Genomic DNA, 15831 nt, shown 5'->3' on the forward strand with positions numbered 1-15831 from the left:
TTTTTGATCAATGCCAGTTAATCGACAACTCAGTAGAGTGATTTAGCCAATTCAATTAGAGCAAGTCGGTTAAATTGATTTCAAGTAGACTCAAGTCGACAACAAGGTTCAATTAAGCGCACCCTATAAAAACCAGCTCTTTAGAACTGAAAAATCTAATCAAGTTTTGTGGCACAACCCCAAATATGAATAGATGCTCTGACATCTACAAACGACAAAGCAACAATAAAAGTGAATCTTAATTCACAAAAATGTAGATTAATAAATCAAAGCCTTGTATTCTCTTTGCCCAAAAGTAATCCGCTTACTCAAAAATCGCAGGTTACTCAAAAATAATAGCTAATTCAGCTACACATTTGCTTATAAAATGAATAACAAAGGCGAGTCATGATAAAACCAATAATAATCACAACTTGTTTAACCATAGTGTCCACCTCAGTATTTGCCAATCCAGCCTATCATAATGAAGCTGCAGCCAATAAAGCCGTGGAGTTCGCTCCAGGGGTGATTTCAACAACTGAGCACTTTGAAATTAATACCGTGTTTAATCAATCTGGCGATAATGTCATTTTTGCCCGTTGCAATGATGATTTTAGCCATTGCACTATGATGCAGTCTTCATTTGATTCAGGTAACTGGCAATCCCCTACACCACTAGCGATATCAGGCGAATACTTAGATGCCGATCCTTATTACAGTGCTGATTACTCACAGCTATACTTTGTGTCTAAAAGGCCATTAAAGGGTGAGAAAGAGGAAGCAAAAGAAGTCAATATATGGCGCTCAACGTGGAAAAATGATCAATGGCAGCAACCTGAGTATCTCGATATCAATTCAAATGCCGCCGATCTATATCCATCACTAACAGACAAAGGCGAGCTTTACTTTCCTTCATTTAGGGACAATGGCCGACATATGTTTGTTGCTCAGCCTAAGGGCAATGGATTTACGACACCAAAACCTTTACCAAGCCATATTTATGGCGTGAACGGTAATATTGGTGACTCAGCAGTCTCACGCGATGGAAAAACCATCGTATTCAGTATAAAAGATCGCCAAGACAGTTTAGGAAAAGGCGATCTTTATATATCACACCTCGTGGGCAATGAGTGGACAGTCGCTAAAAGCTTAGGCGATAAAGTTAACACAGCAGATCATGAGTTTACGCCGATTATTTCTCCCGATGGTAACTACTTATTTTTTACTCGTATTGAGAACGGTAAAGGCAATTTATATCAAATTCGTTTATCTGCATTAATGGCTGATTAGCCATCACAAGTTTTGATTTTATCAATCAATAATTAAGGCGCCATATGGCGCCTTAATTATCGCAAAAATCAGTTCACACGCATTAACCATATGGCGTGAATACGCTATATTTTATTTTTTATCAGAAACTTAGTTAATATTTGATAACAAAGCAGGATTAATAACCAAATTCCTCACGCCATGAGCATGGTCTTCTTTAAACTCATTCCCACGACACCATTGGCCCACAGAGTCGATATTGACCTTAGCCACCTTTGGCCTAACACGCCAAGAAACCTGCAATGGCGATCCTTTTTCGTTATAACCCGGCCCTGTTGTCGAACCGCTATATTCAATAGGATCGCCCATATTGTTGAGCATATTAATCGCTTGGTATTTACCTTGTGCTTGTTCAACTTTCGTCAACTGATTAAAGTCTAAACCTTGACCGCCGCCAACAAGCACAAAGACTTGGGTTTCAACTCTCAACTGCGGGTTAGCAATGGCTTCATTCATGCAAGCAGCCAAACTTTCTCCTGGAGTGACCTGTGCAGTTGAATGAACATAATGTAGCTCGATAGTATCACCTGCGTTTAACCCACCATTTTTACTTGGACATACAGCCATACGTGTTTGCATCATTTCTTTGTCAGTTAAAACACCATTATATTTATAACCTGACTGATACCCTTTGCCATCTCCATTACCCGCATAAGTCGTAAACTCGCCACCTGAATGCTCTGCATTTTTATGAAAATGAATATTACACAGATTCATCTTGCTATAACTTGGGGCTGCGCTAAAGTGAATGGGGTTATTGCCTTTGACTTGATTGAGATCTCTTGGCGATTGCGGACCAAATCCCTGCCCTTGAGTTTGACTTGCAAGTTTTGCTCTTTGATCGCTAATAACCTGATCTGATACTGCCGCTGTCACCCCACATGTATGTAGCAATAAACCACTCGCTGCGAGTGTGACAATTAACCTGTTGTTCATAGAATATCCTTTTCAATAATTAACCAAAATATCGAAGTCAGTTCTGCATCCATTTGTAGACTTTGGCCTCTGCAGCACTCGTCTAACAACCAAATTCAGCAATCACTAATTAAAGGTAATAATAGTCACAAGTTCAAAAAACGGTCAACTTTGGAAACATACTGCTCGATCTATTTTTAGCTTCACAACGTATGAAGATTAATCAATTAGGTAAAACATTCATGTCACCTAGTTAATTTTCACTTTACTGCTATCTTTACAACATCAAGCAGTAAACATGCACTGGTATTAACCAGTTGGTATCTCAGTCACTTTTATACTCAATCGTGATTCAACGTTCAGCTATATAGTGACACCGTCATTATCAACAGGGTGAAACCATGCAAAAACTCAAGATGTTACTTAACACCGTCTGGCAGACAATTAAAAAGCCCAGTGTGCATTTCAGTTTAGGTTTTTTAGTTATCGGTGGATTTATTGCAGGGATAATATTCTGGGGAGCTTTTAACACTGCCCTTGAAATGTCGAGCACTGAGGAGTTTTGTAGTAGCTGTCATCAAAATGTTTATGAAGAAATGAAGCTCACAATTCATTACACCAATCGTAGCGGCGTGCGAGCCACTTGTCATGATTGCCATGTCCCTCATAAATGGACCGATAAAATTGCCCGTAAAATGCAAGCATCTAAAGAGATTTGGGCACACCTTGTCGGCTCGATTAATACACCGGAGAAGTTTGAAGCTAAACGACGTGAACTTGCCGAACATGAGTGGCGCCGTTTAAAAGCAAATAATTCATTAGAATGCAGAAATTGTCATGAATTTGATTATATGGATTTCACCCGACAATCTGAGCGGGCAGCAAAAATGCATTCAACCTACTTAGAAAGTGGTGAGCAGACCTGTATTGATTGTCATAAAGGGATTGCGCATCATCTGCCTGACATGGCTGGAGTGGAAGGCTTTTAACTAGGCTGAGCAGTCAAAATGACTGATATAAAATAACTGGCATTATCTTGCGTTACTTTTACGTTAATCTATTAAGGCTCTAACTTTCAAAGTCTTAAATAGTTAAAGCCTTAAATAGTTAACGTCCTAAATAGTCAAAGCCTATTATGACTCAACAAAATTAGTTTTTAAACTAACAAGTTTTTCAGTAAATAGCTTTTCTATGATTAGCTTTTCAAAAGCAGCGGCGTTCCAGTAAAACGAATACCAGCCCATCCATGTTGCATAAACTGGCGAATATTCTGATGATCCGCACCTTGAGGCGTGGCTAACACATCTTGGTAGTATTGGCCAAAAAGCTTAAGCGTTTGCGATTCCGACAATTGATGTCGCATTGCAAATGAAAACACTTTGCAAGATCCTAAGTTTTGTTCTGCACTGTTTTGCTGCTGACCATTAGTAAATGCAGTCGGAGTAAACTCATAATACATGTCGATGATCGCCATTGTATCTTCAAAACGGCGCTCTTCTTGGCGATCAATACCGCTAATAAAACGGACTAACTCTGCTTGATGCATTAACGCTTCCTTATAAAGTAGGTTAACTTCATTGTATTCATCATTGAATTAACTGCAGCTTAAAAGGAGGCTATAACAAGGTCAACTGAAACATTTTCTTATTCATCAGCGTTTAAATGACCAACTTTAACTAGAATAACAGTGTCTTGTTCAACATACGGATTATGCTGGCTTAAATGCGGGCTTCTAATCCAACTTCCAGCAGGATACCGTCCATGCTCATCGATAAATTCACCGCTAATCACGTATATTTCTTCTCCGCCAAAATGACGGTGGGGCTGAAATTGACATCCAGCTGGCCAAAAGACTAAAGCGGTAGATTCAGTTAAATGTTGATGCAACGGCATGACCTGTAATTCGCCTTGGCCAGGCAGCCAATCAGTATTACGAGTATCAACTCTGACTTGCTCTTTATCACTTGGTAAAAATTGATGTAACTTTACTAATAACTCACAGCCTTGCTCGCTAAAAGGGGCATGACTAAAACCTTCAGGATTACGAATATACGTGCCAGCAGGATAGTCACCTGTTTCATCTGAAAATACCCCTGACAATACAAAGATTTCTTCACCTAATGGGTGTGGGTGAGATTTAAAACTTGCGCCAGCATCATACTTAACCACACTGGTAGCATGACCTCGCTCGGCTTCCTCGCGAGCCAAACGTTTACGCCAAACGCCTTTAGCTGGGCTTTTATCCCAATTCAGCTCATGAGTATTTACCACGACGCGTTGGCTAAAATCCATATTGATAGTGTTCATTTATAACCTATTAAACCTTGTATTGTATCTCTAGGGTTATCATAGGGGGATTAGCCAATAAAACCTAGTGGGCACAAAACCGTACGCTAGGTACTTTTTGGTACTATTTATTGATTAATAAGATAAAAAATAAAAAGCCTGTTCAATAAGTTGAACAGGCTTTGCTGGGGGAGTGCAACAATATTCAATTAGGCGATGAAACTAATTGAAAATTCCTTACTTAAACGGCACTGGGCGTGGCGTATTTTCATTTGAAGGCGGTAAAATCGGTAACATAATTTGTGGCTGTTCACCGGTTAAGCTCTTCAAGAAATCAACCATTTGCTTGGTTTCTTTTTCACTCATTTCCTGACCTAATTGGATATCAGCCATGGTGTTAACCGCTTCTTCAAGTGTCCAAACACTGCCATCGTGGAAGTATGGATAGGTCAGCTCAATATTACGTAGTGTTGGTACTTTAAAGACGAACTTATCCGCTTCTTTACCTGTTACGCCTTTACGGCCAACGGCTGGGTTATCGGTATGGAATGGTTTAACTAAGCCCATTTTCATGTACATAGTACCGCCAACAGCAGGACCGTTATGACAAGCTACACAGCCTTTATCTATAAATAATTGATAACCCGCTTGAGCGTCGGCTGTAATGGCTTTCTTATCGCCTTCTAAATACTTATCAAATGGGCTGTTTGGTGTTACTAACGTCTTTTCAAATACCGCAATGGCGTCTGTAATTCTGTCGATGTTAACTTCTTCAGAACCATAAATTGCTTTAAAACGTTCAACATAGCCAGGCATTGAAGCAATAGTACCAACAGCGAGTTCATGGGTATAACCCATTTCTTTAGGGTTATCGATAGGACCCGCAGCTTGCTCTTTTAAGTTTGCCGCACGACCATCCCAAAACTGCGCTAGCATGTAGTCAGCATTTAATACTGTAGGCGAGTTAATTGGACCTTCTTGCCACTCATGACCGATAGACGTTGGCAATGCATCCACACCACCTAACGATAAGTTATGGCAAGAGTTACAAGAAATAAAACCAGACATAGATAAACGTGGTTCAAAGAACAACATTTTACCTAATTCTACTTTTTCAGGTTCGGTGATAACAGCAGGTTTAATCACCTCAATTGGCTCACTTGCTTGAGCTGTAGAAATTGAACAAATTGAAGCAATAATAAAAGCAACAGAGGTTAGCTTGAACATAACGAATAACCTTTTAAAGTATGTGGTTTAATTGCAGCTATCTTATCCTCGCTTTTTTAAGAGATAAAATGACAAAATCCGATTGAGTCTATCGCAGATTTGGATAATAAAAACGAGACTTAAATCACTGTTATTTTTAGCAAATAAGGTAGGTTAACAACTAAATTGATTAGCATTGCTAATTAGGATTAAAATCTCGATTAGAATGGAATGAGATCACACTAATTTGTATCAAAAAAGTGACTCATTTAGCCCCAATTATGACAATTATCTTCTAACTTACAGCGCAAATACGCCCAGCCTTTCCAATTTCCGCCCCAATCAAGCTTGTTAAAGACGGTTTTCCAGCGTTAACTCCACCAGCATAGCTCAACTAAAAACAACATCATTGTGCATTTTGCTTTCAGCATATTAGCCACTTTAATGAAACAACTATGCTAGAGTTAAGAAGCCTTTAGAGACTAAATAAATGGAATAACTCGCTTTTATTAAGCGTGACGAGGTAAAACGTAAAATGGATGTGCAACTACCACAAATCACCCAGGCTTGGACCAAACTGAAAGCCCTGTTAATGGGTCAGCCTGCTATTATTGCTGATGCAGAAAGTGCTGAAGGAAAGTTGTCACTGAAGGATATCGCTAGAATTTACCCCCACCACCATCCAAAGGCGACAGTGGAAAAAACCTTACTGTATAACCCTATAAAAGCTGATCTGGCTATAAATTATCATGCAGCCGATAAAGACGTAGCGGCGCTACCTGAAGCAAAAAATGCTAAACATAGGATAAAACAACAAGTCGATATATCGACATTATCCGAGCACACTCGCTTTATTGGTCGCGAACATCAATTTATTCAATTAACCGACTCAGTTACTCGTTGGCAGCAAAATAAAGGCGAGTTAACTGCTGTTACAGGCCCTGCTGGTTCAGGTGTTAGCTCTTTTCTCAATCAGTTTCATCATTGGTTTTTAACCCAGCAAGCAACTCGCCAAACAGAAGCGGTACATATCACTTATCTTAGTTTTTACCATGCAGCATTAACCACAAAAGAAACCATTGCTAACCTTTGTTACTGTTTCAATATTAACGATGCTCCAGCATCGATTACCGCAGCGATAGCCTTAATAAACAAACAGCCTGCACATGTGATCATTATTGATGATCTGCATAAGCTAATGCTCAGAATGATGGGTAATTATCAAGCCTTAGTCACGTTTGCCACCATATTAATGGAAACCCGACAACGTCATTGCTGGGTACTGGGTTGCGAAACCTATGTTTGGCACCGCTTATCATCACAGTACGCGATTACCAATTTTGTAAAGTTCGTCATTAAGCTCGACTATTTTGGCCTGTCAGAATTTCGCGATGTGATACAAAGCAGGATTGCACAAATCGGACTGCACATTACTGATAATCAAGATGATGACGCTGAAAAGTTAGCATTTGAGCAACTCACAAAACAATTGCACCAAGCCACAGGTGGCCATAGTAAATTGGCTTGTGTATTGATATTTCATGCCTTGATTCAAGACGACAACCACCCGCTAACAATAGCCCCGCTTTGCCTGCCAGATTTAACCAGCTTAAAACAATGCAGCGACGACGATCTGTTTAGCCTTGCAGAATTATACGTTCACGGTGGGTTACGGATTTTTCAGCATGCTGAAATTTTTGCCTGTAGTATCGAGCAAAGTGCACTTAAGCTTGAGTATTTATGTCGCCAAGGATTGATAAAAGCGCATTATTCAAAACAAGATTTTGCCCAACATTATTATGTTATCACTCCCACTTTAACACGACTGATTGCCAGCCACTTAGTCAATCACAATAAGCTCTACCTGTAGGAGATAGTATCATGGAAGACTCACGTAAAGCCCTGCAAGCCATATTAGATATTATTTCATTCGATAAGTTATTCGCCTTTGCCTTGGTGTGTTTCTTTGCTTGGTTATTGCTCGTGGTTGTGCAAACTTTGCTGACTCATTTAACCGTAAAATTACCCAAATACCGCTTACTGTGGAGCCGCTTATACCCATTTGTAAGGCTATTTATTTGGGCTACAGTCATTATCTACACTATTGCCGAAATCATTAACCCACACGAAAACCTGGTACTCGCAGTGATTGGCTCCATTGGTATTGTGCTCGGTTTAGCAACCCAAGAACCAGCTAAAAACATGATTGCTGGGCTGATAATCATGATAACTCCACCCTATCGTGTAGGGGATATGGTGACGTTATCAGGCCATTACGGCGAAGTGATCCAACTCGATTGGAGCGTCACTTGGCTTAGAACTTTTGATGATAATACTGTGATGGTGCCTAACGCTGAGGCGCTTAAAACTGCCGTATCAAATGCCAATAGCGGCGCATTAGATGAAATGGTTGTCGTTAAATTCACTTTACCGATACAGGTTGATCATCAACAAGCGACTCGATTAGCAAAAGAAGCGACACAATGCTCACCTTATACTTTTTTAGACAAGCCTATTACGGTGAATGTTGCCACTCGCTATGAGTTTGGCGAGCACCTTATTAAGCTAACTGTCAAAGCCTATGTTATGGATATTCGCTTAGAACGTAAGTTTGCCAGCGACATTAATTTGCGCGTCATCAACGCCTTTAAACAGGAAAAATTCTATCCTATGTCAACTTCTGAGACCGCAGAGGTCATTAATTAAATCTCTGCCATATCTTGAACAGCTTGGCATTTGCTATACTCTTGCCAATTTTACTACTTATCATTGCAAAAATAGCCAGCTTAGGATGTTGATATGACTCAAGATGAAATGAAAAAAGCCGCCGGTTGGGCAGCACTAGAGTACGTTGAAGAAAACAGTATTGTTGGTGTAGGTACTGGCTCAACGGTTAATCACTTTATTGATGCATTAGCGACAATGAAACACGACATTCAAGGTGCGGTTTCTAGCTCTGAAGCGTCAACTCAAAAGCTAAAGCAATTAGGCATTGAAGTATTTGATTTGAATAGCGTGTCTGATTTATCAGTGTACGTTGATGGTGCTGATGAAATTAACGCCCACATGGACATGATCAAAGGCGGCGGCGCAGCATTAACACGCGAAAAAATTGTTGCGGCAGTTGCAAAGAAATTTGTCTGTATTGTCGATAACACTAAGCAAGTTGACGTATTAGGCGAGTTCCCACTTCCAATTGAAGTGATCCCTATGGCACGTTCTTATGTGGCACGTGAATTAGTAAAATTGGGCGGCGACCCTGTGTACCGTGAAGGTGTAGTAACGGATAACGGCAACGTTATTTTAGATATGTACAACTACAAAATTCTTGACCCTAAAGCGCTTGAAACTCAACTAAACGCTATTGTAGGTGTGGTGACTAACGGCTTGTTCGCAAACCGTGGCGCTGACGTATTGCTTGTTGGTTCACCAGATGGTGTTAAAACCGTTTTGCCAGAATAAGTCGTCTGAAAGCAAACAGTGTAAACAAATGCGTTTTTAAACAAATACGTTTATTAAACAAAAGCCCAATCTTTGATTGGGCTTTTTTAAATGCATTTTATTAAAGCAGCTTAACGTTAAACTAGCCCACTTTAAATAGGCTCACCGCCTCATGCAGCGCCTCTGCTCGTTGCCTGACATCTTGAGTTGCTGCAGAGTTTTCTTCAGTTGCATTGGCTGTTTCATCGGCAATATCACGGATAATAACCACATTCTTGTTCACCTCTGCAGCCACCATACTTTGCTCTTCAATGGCGGTAGCAATTTGTGTACTCATATCTGAAATAGTTTGCACATCTTGAGTAATAGAATGCAATAACTGCCCAGCACCACCAGCTTGCTCAACACTGTCTGTTCCTTTTTGCTGACTAGTGTCCATTAACTGCACAATCGAATGTGTACGGGACTGTAGTGTGGTAATAATTTTTGAAATTTCCTCGGTGGACTCTTGCGTACGCATGGCTAAACTTCGGACTTCATCAGCTACAACAGCAAAGCCTCGCCCTTGTTCCCCTGCCCTTGCAGCTTCAATGGCTGCGTTCAATGCCAGTAAGTTAGTTTGTTCTGCAATCCCTCTGATCACATCAAGCACACTACCAATCGTTTCACTGTCTCGCTCTAATTCACCGACCACTTCAGACGAGTCACTAAGTTGACTTGCCAAGGTTTGAATTTTTTCAATAGTTTGCTCAACACTCACTAACCCTTGTTGTGCATGTTCATTGGTTTCGTTAGCCTTTAGCGCTGCTTGTTCAGTATTGCTGGCAATTTCTTCAATCGTTGCGCCCATCTCAGTAATCGCTGTAGCAACCATATCGGTTTCGCTGAGTTGCCTTGATACGCCATCAGAAGCGACCACGGCATTTTGAGTCAGTTCTTCACAGGAAATATTCATTGCTTCGACAGACTCATTAACTTGCTCAATTAAGGTCTGAAAACTGAGCACCATGGCGTTAAAATGTTTTGCAATTCTGGCGAGTTCATCATTTCTGGTTTCATCACAACGCAAAGTAAGATCTTTATTTTTCTCAACCTCGGATATCACTTTATTAATGTCATTAATCGGCACCACAATACTGCGTAAAATCAGGTAAGCAAATACGCATAAAATGAGGGTGATTAACACAAAAATAGTAGCGCCTAATATGAGTGCATTATTTTCAGCTTGGCTAATTTCTTGGTGAGTTTGCTGTTGAAGCGTAGATAAATCAATCGCGGTTTTCTTAATCGCTTCTCGCAATATCAACATGTCGCCATCGTAAGCACTTAAGCCAAACTCTTTTTCTTTATCTGTCAGTTGTACAAAACTGCGTTGATAAGCATTCACCAATTCAGTAATCTGCTTTTTTGTTTGATAATCTAATGTGGATGCGTTTAATTGCGTTTTAAACAAGCTAATATTTTTATCAAACCTATCTAAATAACTTTGAGTGCGTCTGAGCATAAAGTCTTTTTCATTTCGACGAAGCTGCAGCATAGTGACCGACAATAGATTTTGATTTTGCTGCTTTAATATGGTTTCAACATTATGGACAGATTGTCTTAAGTCGCCATACAAACCAGTTTTTGGTGTTAAGCCTATCTCAGTTTGTAATGTCACCAATTCGGCAAACAGCCCTTTATATGTTCGTAAACTCTGATTAAAACTAGACAGGCTTTGGGTAGGTAAGCCACGTTCAATTAAAGTCTGATCAAGTTCAGCAATGATGTTATTGATGTCGTTGTAGATATCATCGTGATCTTGAATGTATTTAGTATCTAAACGGGCAAAAAAATCTTTTTCAATCACTCTCAGGTTTAATACTTCTCGCTCAATTTCGGTCACATGATTAGCTGCGCTGGCTAATCGAGACTTCACTTCGCTAGTATAAAGTTGTAAGCCAAACATTGCGGTAAAAGCCACTAAAGACACCACCACGCTCAATATTAACTTGGTACGAATTAACATATAAATCCCTAATAACCTTAAGGTACATTAAAAATATAGATGCACATTTGCTCTTTAGACAATGTTTGCACAAACTAATTTTTCCCAATCAAATTAAGCGATAACTACATTAGCCAACATCGCTATAAATATTTATCGGCTCAAATAGCACGAACTTAATTTATTTTATTGTGCAGTAAACCTTTTGCTAACTTGCTAATGTCTAATCTAGTAACTCACACCCAAACGGATAAAACGGTGAACTTGAATACCAATAACATCACTGACATTGCACCAACGCTTCAAACAAATGCGAATGAAGTGAATGTTGCTATCGACGGGAATACACCCGACGAACAGTTAGTGGCGCAGGCATTGGATGGGAATAAAATTGCTTTTAAGCAACTTTATCAACGTCATCAAGGACGAGTGTATGCGATTTGTTTTCGTTTGAGTGGCAGTCACGATCATGCAGATGAAATTTGTCAGGATTGTTTTGTCAGACTGTGGCAAAAATTAGGACAGTTTAATGGTGAAAGCCAATTCAGCACTTGGTTACATAAATTATGTGTGCATCAAGCCATTAACAGCATGAAAGCTAAGCAACGTTTTTGGCATCGTTTTTTACCCGAAAGCAACTTAACTGAACATGCTGAACAGCAAACCAGCACCCATTATGAATACCATAGGTTAGACAAATTAATACTGACCTTACCTGAACGAACCAGAGTGGTGTTTGTGTTATCCGCAATTGAAGGGTATCAACACCAGGAAATAGCAGAGATGTTGAATATTGCCGTGGGAACCAGCAAAGCGCAGTACCACAGAGCAAAGCAAATGTTACAGGATATGCTGGTATGAAGAATTTATCTCCACAACAAAGCAAAGCAGAAAAACAACTTGATGAGTTGCTCACAAGCTTACCGACTGAGATCAATCCACGCGTAGATCTTTGGCAATGCATTGATGATCAAATCAGTGGTAAAACAACTCATAAATCTTCCTCGGATCAGCAGCAATGGAAAACACTTGCTATCGCTGCAAGCCTCGCTTTTGTGATGGTACTAGGTTGGCAGTTATCTGCTCCAAATATGACTTCAGAACAAGAAACAATCACGGTTGATAACGCTTTATCAAATCAATCGACTGAAGACTTAATTACCTTGGTAGATCAAATTGCAACGACTCATCAGCAACAATTGGCCTCATTTGAAGACAATAAATTCACTGTTGGTATGCAGCTTGATAATCAAATTAACCCATTTAATAAAGGGTTTACTGAGCTTCAACGTGCATCAAAAGAAATCCAACAAGCATTAAAAAATGATCCCAATAACAAACAAGTCTGGGACTTATGGTTATGGGTAATGAAAAGAGAAATTGAATTGTTGCAACAACAGCAACGTACACCAACGAATTCGACTCCATCAACGCAAGGAAATGTAATATGAACACCAAACTTAATCACCTATTTAGCCGTATTGTAATCGGTTGCAGTGTGCTGCTCACTCCGTTGATGGCCCAAGCAATTGAGCAAATTGACCGTGAAATGACCGTGCCAGCGAATCCTCAAGTTGAGCTAAAAGTGCAACGTGGCAAAGTCGAAATTGTGGGCTGGGATAAAGATATCATCAGTGTTAAAGGCCATTTAGATGAACTGTCACAAGGTTTTATATTTGAGCAGAAAGGTAATGAGATTGTCATTGAAGATAAACTACCAAGCAGTTATCGAGGTAATAATAAACAAGGTTCAAATCTTGTTATTCGAATTCCAACCAATTTAATGCTTGAAGCAGAAGGTGTATCTGCTGATTACGAAGTAGAAAAGCTCAACGGAAAAATTCAGTTATCTTTGGTCAGCGGCAGCATGGAAGTTGAAGAAACTGAAGGTGAAATCAAACTAAATACTGTCTCTGGCGACATTAAAGCAGATGAGCTCAACGGTAAAATTGAACTAGAAACAGTATCAGGTGACATTAAAGATAAAAATATCCAAGGCAAAGTACAATATCGCTTAGTCAGTGGCGAGCTTGAATCTGAAAATAACCGTGTAACAGATTTAGCAATTGACCAAGTCTCTGGCGATATTGAAGGTAGCTTTACCTCAGCGCAAAAAGTCAAAATTGTTACTGTGAGTGGTGATATTGAAGTCAAACTCAGTGACGCTGTTAGCAAAGTCGTATTCGATACCGTGAGTGGTGATATCGATGTGAGGTTTTCAGCGATGCCAAACTTATCGTTTGAAATTGATGGCGGCCCAGGTGGGAGAATTGATAACCGCCTAACAAGTGATAAACCAATGAAAACAAAATACACCTCAAGAGAGTCAATTCAATTTAAAACTCAGCAAGGTGATGGCAGCTTTAACGCAAGCACTGTGAGTGGCAAAGTCAGCTTAGAGAAATAGTCCAGCTAATTATAAGATGTATTAGATTTAAAGCCCTTCGTATCCAAATTTACGAAGGGCTTTATTGTTACTAAAACCAGTTATGTTTTTTATTATTAAGATTGATTGAGCAAAAACCTAAAGCAATCTCTAACCTAACGCCGCCTCTTGCTCAAGCTCATTATCTACCGGAGTAAGCCTAACATCCTCGGCTCGCTTAACCAGAAAATCAATAAAACCCTCTGCGGCATTAGAGTGAGACTTTTCCTTTAACGACACCACGCTAAATCGTGCATAAATCAGTGGCATGACATAGGGTGACAATTCAACCAGAACGCCTTTTTCAAGCTGGCTTCTTACCGAAATCTCAGGAGTTAACGCAACTAAATCACCATTAATGATGGACTCTTTAATGGGATGAAATTGATCGAAACGCACCATACCCGAAAAGTCTTCTCGTTGTTGCTTAAACAAGTCCTCAAACGCATCGGCAATAGATTGCGGCATATGACGCGGGATAGCTAATGGATAATCTCTAAATGAAGGCAAAAATAACCGTTGTAGTTGCGTTAATGGATGCTCGGGACGACAGCAAAAAATCACTTTAAATGGCGGTAATTCGGTGACCTTTAACAACTCACTTTTTTCGAGTTCAGTGACCTTGGTTTCAGAAACAAAAAAATCAATATCGCCATATATCAACTGTTGATATAAGTCTTCCCATGGGGCGACCTTTAACTCAACGCTCATATCTGCATAATGGCGTAAAAATTGACCGACAATTGGTCCAACAAGGCTGTTTGAGGGTATTGGACTGGCACCTACTCGTAGTTCTTTATCATCAAACCCTTGAAACAAGGTTACCTCTTGTTCCATTTCTTCGAATTCTTTTAAAATTTTCTGGCCATGTTTGAGTAAGACTTGCCCTAATGCAGTTACCGATACCGATTTGGAGTCTCGGTTAAGTAACTGTCCACCAATCAGAAGCTCCAAACGTTTAATGCTTTTTGATAAAGAAGGTTGAGTGATATTGAGTATTTCAGCCGCTTTATTAAAGTGTTTTACTTCAGCAAGCAATACAAAATGCTTAATATGCCTCAGCTCCATATGCTTGTTCTCCCCGATATTGAACCTCTAAAAATCATTAAATTCAGCTCTAATTTTCAAAATTCAAAACACATTAATTTATTGTTATTTGAGTAACACGACCTTAGCAAAAGCAAATAACTAATCAATCACAAACCAACCTCCAACCTGTGACCATTTGTATCATAAAGAACACCTTAAAATAAAAAACAACATTAACAACAAGTTTGTAACAACCCAAAAACCCTTAAATGCTGAGACAGTTAACTTATTCAAAAACATAATGTTAAACCTGAACAAATCAAATTAACAAGCAGTTAACAACCGTCATTTTGTATCTAGAATTCCATTTATGCATTCCTTGTGAGCATTTATGCATAGCCCAAAGACATTGGATGTGAATTGTTGTGAACGTTAAAAAAGAAACAACAGGATTGTGTTTGACCTGTTCAAACAACAATAATAGGGAAGATATCAATGCAACTAAAAACGACCACTTCGGCTCAATTGGTCTACACGGTTATTGGGGTGAACGTGGTGCATTTGGACCTTCGTTCGGTTACTTGAACGATGGCTTTGCATACAACGATGTTGATGAAAAAGTAAGTGAAGGTATGGTTGTATGTGCAGACTATCGCGGACCTGAGCAAACTGCGGTAACGCTTAAGTTCTCAGCTCGAGTGTCAGCCAATTCGATTGGTACAGACAATATGCTGTCTGTAGAAACACAATACGCTGACTCTGAGTTAGTGTCTGTTTCTCAAACTATCTCTACGCCAAGCAACATCACAATTGCAGATATGGCAGATATGATGATGGAAGAGAATACTACGCTTGAAGGTCTAACAGTGATGTATAACGATGTGAAAGGCACAGCAAATGGCATGATGGTTTCAGGTGAAAACATCACCGCTGAAGTAACGGGTGAAACCTTCTCTATTACACCGGATGCTGACTGGTACGGCACAACCGAAGTGACAGTGACGGTTCATGACATGGCCTACCCTTCAGATAGTGCATCAACCAGCTTTATGCTCACTGTAAACTCTGATGGTGTTGATTCAACTCCACCAGCAGAAGAAGTAGCGCCAGATGAAGCGCCAGCTAAATCTGACTCAGGCGGTAGCATGGGGATCTTTAGTCTGATTTTACTTGGTTTACTAGGCGCAAGTCGTCGCCGTAAACTACACTAAAATAGCGTTCCAAAACTAGTGTT

General features: G+C 39.8%; 15 protein-coding genes. 9 read left to right on the forward strand and 6 right to left on the reverse strand.

Going from position 1 to position 15831, the window contains the following annotated elements; genetic code table 11:
- Window positions 1-387: 387 nt before the first annotated feature.
- Window positions 388-1269 (forward strand): TolB family protein, encoded by an 882-nt coding sequence (locus SJ2017_RS16605; protein ID WP_080916485.1) that lies wholly within the window; start codon window positions 388-390, stop codon window positions 1267-1269.
- A 129-nt stretch (window positions 1270-1398) separates the two neighbouring features.
- Here SJ2017_RS16605 and SJ2017_RS16610 read toward each other — a convergent pair whose 3' ends face one another.
- Window positions 1399-2244 carry a delta-class carbonic anhydrase gene (locus SJ2017_RS16610; protein WP_080916486.1) on the reverse strand — a complete coding sequence of 282 codons (846 nt, stop codon included), beginning with the start codon at window positions 2242-2244 and terminating at the stop codon, window positions 1399-1401.
- Between the two features lie 380 nt (window positions 2245-2624).
- Here SJ2017_RS16610 and SJ2017_RS16615 point away from each other — a divergent pair, with 380 nt between their 5' ends.
- A complete protein-coding gene (locus SJ2017_RS16615; protein WP_420876289.1) occupies window positions 2625-3212 on the forward strand; it encodes a NapC/NirT family cytochrome c in 588 nt (195 codons plus the stop codon).
- Between the two features lie 206 nt (window positions 3213-3418).
- Here SJ2017_RS16615 and SJ2017_RS16620 read toward each other — a convergent pair whose 3' ends face one another.
- The 3 genes from SJ2017_RS16620 to SJ2017_RS16630 form a co-directional block, all read right to left on the reverse strand.
- Window positions 3419-3769, reverse strand: coding sequence for a HopJ type III effector protein (locus SJ2017_RS16620; protein WP_080916487.1), 351 nt, complete (start codon window positions 3767-3769; stop codon window positions 3419-3421).
- 98 nt (window positions 3770-3867) lie between these two features.
- Window positions 3868-4530, reverse strand: a complete 663-nt coding sequence (locus SJ2017_RS16625) for a cupin domain-containing protein (RefSeq protein WP_055026416.1) — start codon at window positions 4528-4530, stop codon at window positions 3868-3870.
- A 216-nt stretch (window positions 4531-4746) separates the two neighbouring features.
- Complete coding sequence (locus SJ2017_RS16630) at window positions 4747-5736, reverse strand: cytochrome-c peroxidase (protein WP_080916488.1); 990 nt, start codon at window positions 5734-5736, stop codon at window positions 4747-4749.
- Window positions 5737-6250: 514 nt separating this feature from the next.
- Between SJ2017_RS16630 and SJ2017_RS16635 the strand changes: the two genes are divergently transcribed.
- The 3 genes from SJ2017_RS16635 (at window position 6251) to rpiA (ending at window position 9177) form a co-directional block, all read left to right on the forward strand.
- Entirely contained in the window at window positions 6251-7585 is a 1335-nt protein-coding gene (locus SJ2017_RS16635) for an ATP-binding protein (protein ID WP_080916489.1), read from the forward strand.
- A gap of 11 nt (window positions 7586-7596) precedes the next feature.
- Complete coding sequence (locus SJ2017_RS16640) at window positions 7597-8421, forward strand: mechanosensitive ion channel family protein (RefSeq protein WP_080916491.1); 825 nt, start codon at window positions 7597-7599, stop codon at window positions 8419-8421.
- A 93-nt stretch (window positions 8422-8514) separates the two neighbouring features.
- Window positions 8515-9177 (forward strand): ribose-5-phosphate isomerase RpiA, encoded by a 663-nt coding sequence (rpiA, locus tag SJ2017_RS16645; protein WP_080916492.1) that lies wholly within the window; start codon window positions 8515-8517, stop codon window positions 9175-9177.
- 121 nt (window positions 9178-9298) lie between these two features.
- Here the strand turns inward: rpiA and SJ2017_RS16650 are convergent, their stop codons facing one another.
- Window positions 9299-11164 carry a methyl-accepting chemotaxis protein gene (locus SJ2017_RS16650; protein WP_080916494.1) on the reverse strand — a complete coding sequence of 622 codons (1866 nt, stop codon included), beginning with the start codon at window positions 11162-11164 and terminating at the stop codon, window positions 9299-9301.
- 198 nt (window positions 11165-11362) lie between these two features.
- Between SJ2017_RS16650 and SJ2017_RS16655 the strand changes: the two genes are divergently transcribed.
- From SJ2017_RS16655 to SJ2017_RS16665, 3 genes are read left to right on the forward strand one after another with little or no spacing between them, the layout of a single operon-like run.
- Complete coding sequence (locus tag SJ2017_RS16655; RefSeq protein ID WP_080916495.1) at window positions 11363-12004, forward strand: RNA polymerase sigma factor; 642 nt, start codon at window positions 11363-11365, stop codon at window positions 12002-12004.
- Entirely contained in the window at window positions 12001-12594 is a 594-nt protein-coding gene (locus SJ2017_RS16660; RefSeq protein WP_080916496.1) for a hypothetical protein, read from the forward strand. Before SJ2017_RS16655 ends, SJ2017_RS16660 begins: the two co-directional genes overlap by 4 nt.
- A complete protein-coding gene (locus tag SJ2017_RS16665) occupies window positions 12591-13550 on the forward strand; it encodes a DUF4097 family beta strand repeat-containing protein (protein ID WP_080916498.1) in 960 nt (319 codons plus the stop codon). Before SJ2017_RS16660 ends, SJ2017_RS16665 begins: the two co-directional genes overlap by 4 nt.
- Before the next feature lie 129 nt (window positions 13551-13679).
- On the opposite strand, the gene SJ2017_RS16670 is transcribed toward SJ2017_RS16665, so the two are convergent.
- The gene (locus tag SJ2017_RS16670) at window positions 13680-14636 is read right to left on the reverse strand and encodes a LysR family transcriptional regulator (RefSeq protein ID WP_065108726.1); all 957 of its coding nucleotides are present in this window, start codon (window positions 14634-14636) and stop codon (window positions 13680-13682) included.
- 386 nt (window positions 14637-15022) lie between these two features.
- On the opposite strand from SJ2017_RS16670, the gene SJ2017_RS16675 reads away from it, so the two are divergent.
- Entirely contained in the window at window positions 15023-15808 is a 786-nt protein-coding gene (locus SJ2017_RS16675; RefSeq protein ID WP_244899713.1) for a GlyGly-CTERM sorting domain-containing protein, read from the forward strand.
- Window positions 15809-15831: the final 23 nt, after the last annotated feature.

This window comes from Shewanella japonica (assembly GCF_002075795.1).
Lineage (GTDB): Bacteria > Pseudomonadota > Gammaproteobacteria > Enterobacterales > Shewanellaceae > Shewanella > Shewanella japonica.

Excerpts from the sequence above, each read along its gene's own strand:
- SJ2017_RS16605 (WP_080916485.1), top strand. The coding sequence starts at position 388 with ATGATAAAACCAATAATAATCACAACTTGTTTAACCATAGTGTCCACC.
- SJ2017_RS16610 (WP_080916486.1), bottom strand. The coding sequence starts at position 2,244 with ATGAACAACAGGTTAATTGTCACACTCGCAGCGAGTGGTTTATTGCTA.
- SJ2017_RS16615 (WP_420876289.1), top strand. The coding sequence starts at position 2,625 with ATGCAAAAACTCAAGATGTTACTTAACACCGTCTGGCAGACAATTAAA.
- SJ2017_RS16620 (WP_080916487.1), bottom strand. The coding sequence starts at position 3,769 with ATGCATCAAGCAGAGTTAGTCCGTTTTATTAGCGGTATTGATCGCCAA.
- SJ2017_RS16625 (WP_055026416.1), bottom strand. The coding sequence starts at position 4,530 with ATGAACACTATCAATATGGATTTTAGCCAACGCGTCGTGGTAAATACT.
- SJ2017_RS16630 (WP_080916488.1), bottom strand. The coding sequence starts at position 5,736 with ATGTTCAAGCTAACCTCTGTTGCTTTTATTATTGCTTCAATTTGTTCA.
- SJ2017_RS16635 (WP_080916489.1), top strand. The coding sequence starts at position 6,251 with ATGGATGTGCAACTACCACAAATCACCCAGGCTTGGACCAAACTGAAA.
- SJ2017_RS16640 (WP_080916491.1), top strand. The coding sequence starts at position 7,597 with ATGGAAGACTCACGTAAAGCCCTGCAAGCCATATTAGATATTATTTCA.
- rpiA (WP_080916492.1), top strand. The coding sequence starts at position 8,515 with ATGACTCAAGATGAAATGAAAAAAGCCGCCGGTTGGGCAGCACTAGAG.
- SJ2017_RS16650 (WP_080916494.1), bottom strand. The coding sequence starts at position 11,164 with ATGTTAATTCGTACCAAGTTAATATTGAGCGTGGTGGTGTCTTTAGTG.
- SJ2017_RS16655 (WP_080916495.1), top strand. The coding sequence starts at position 11,363 with ATGTCTAATCTAGTAACTCACACCCAAACGGATAAAACGGTGAACTTG.
- SJ2017_RS16660 (WP_080916496.1), top strand. The coding sequence starts at position 12,001 with ATGAAGAATTTATCTCCACAACAAAGCAAAGCAGAAAAACAACTTGAT.
- SJ2017_RS16665 (WP_080916498.1), top strand. The coding sequence starts at position 12,591 with ATGAACACCAAACTTAATCACCTATTTAGCCGTATTGTAATCGGTTGC.
- SJ2017_RS16670 (WP_065108726.1), bottom strand. The coding sequence starts at position 14,636 with ATGGAGCTGAGGCATATTAAGCATTTTGTATTGCTTGCTGAAGTAAAA.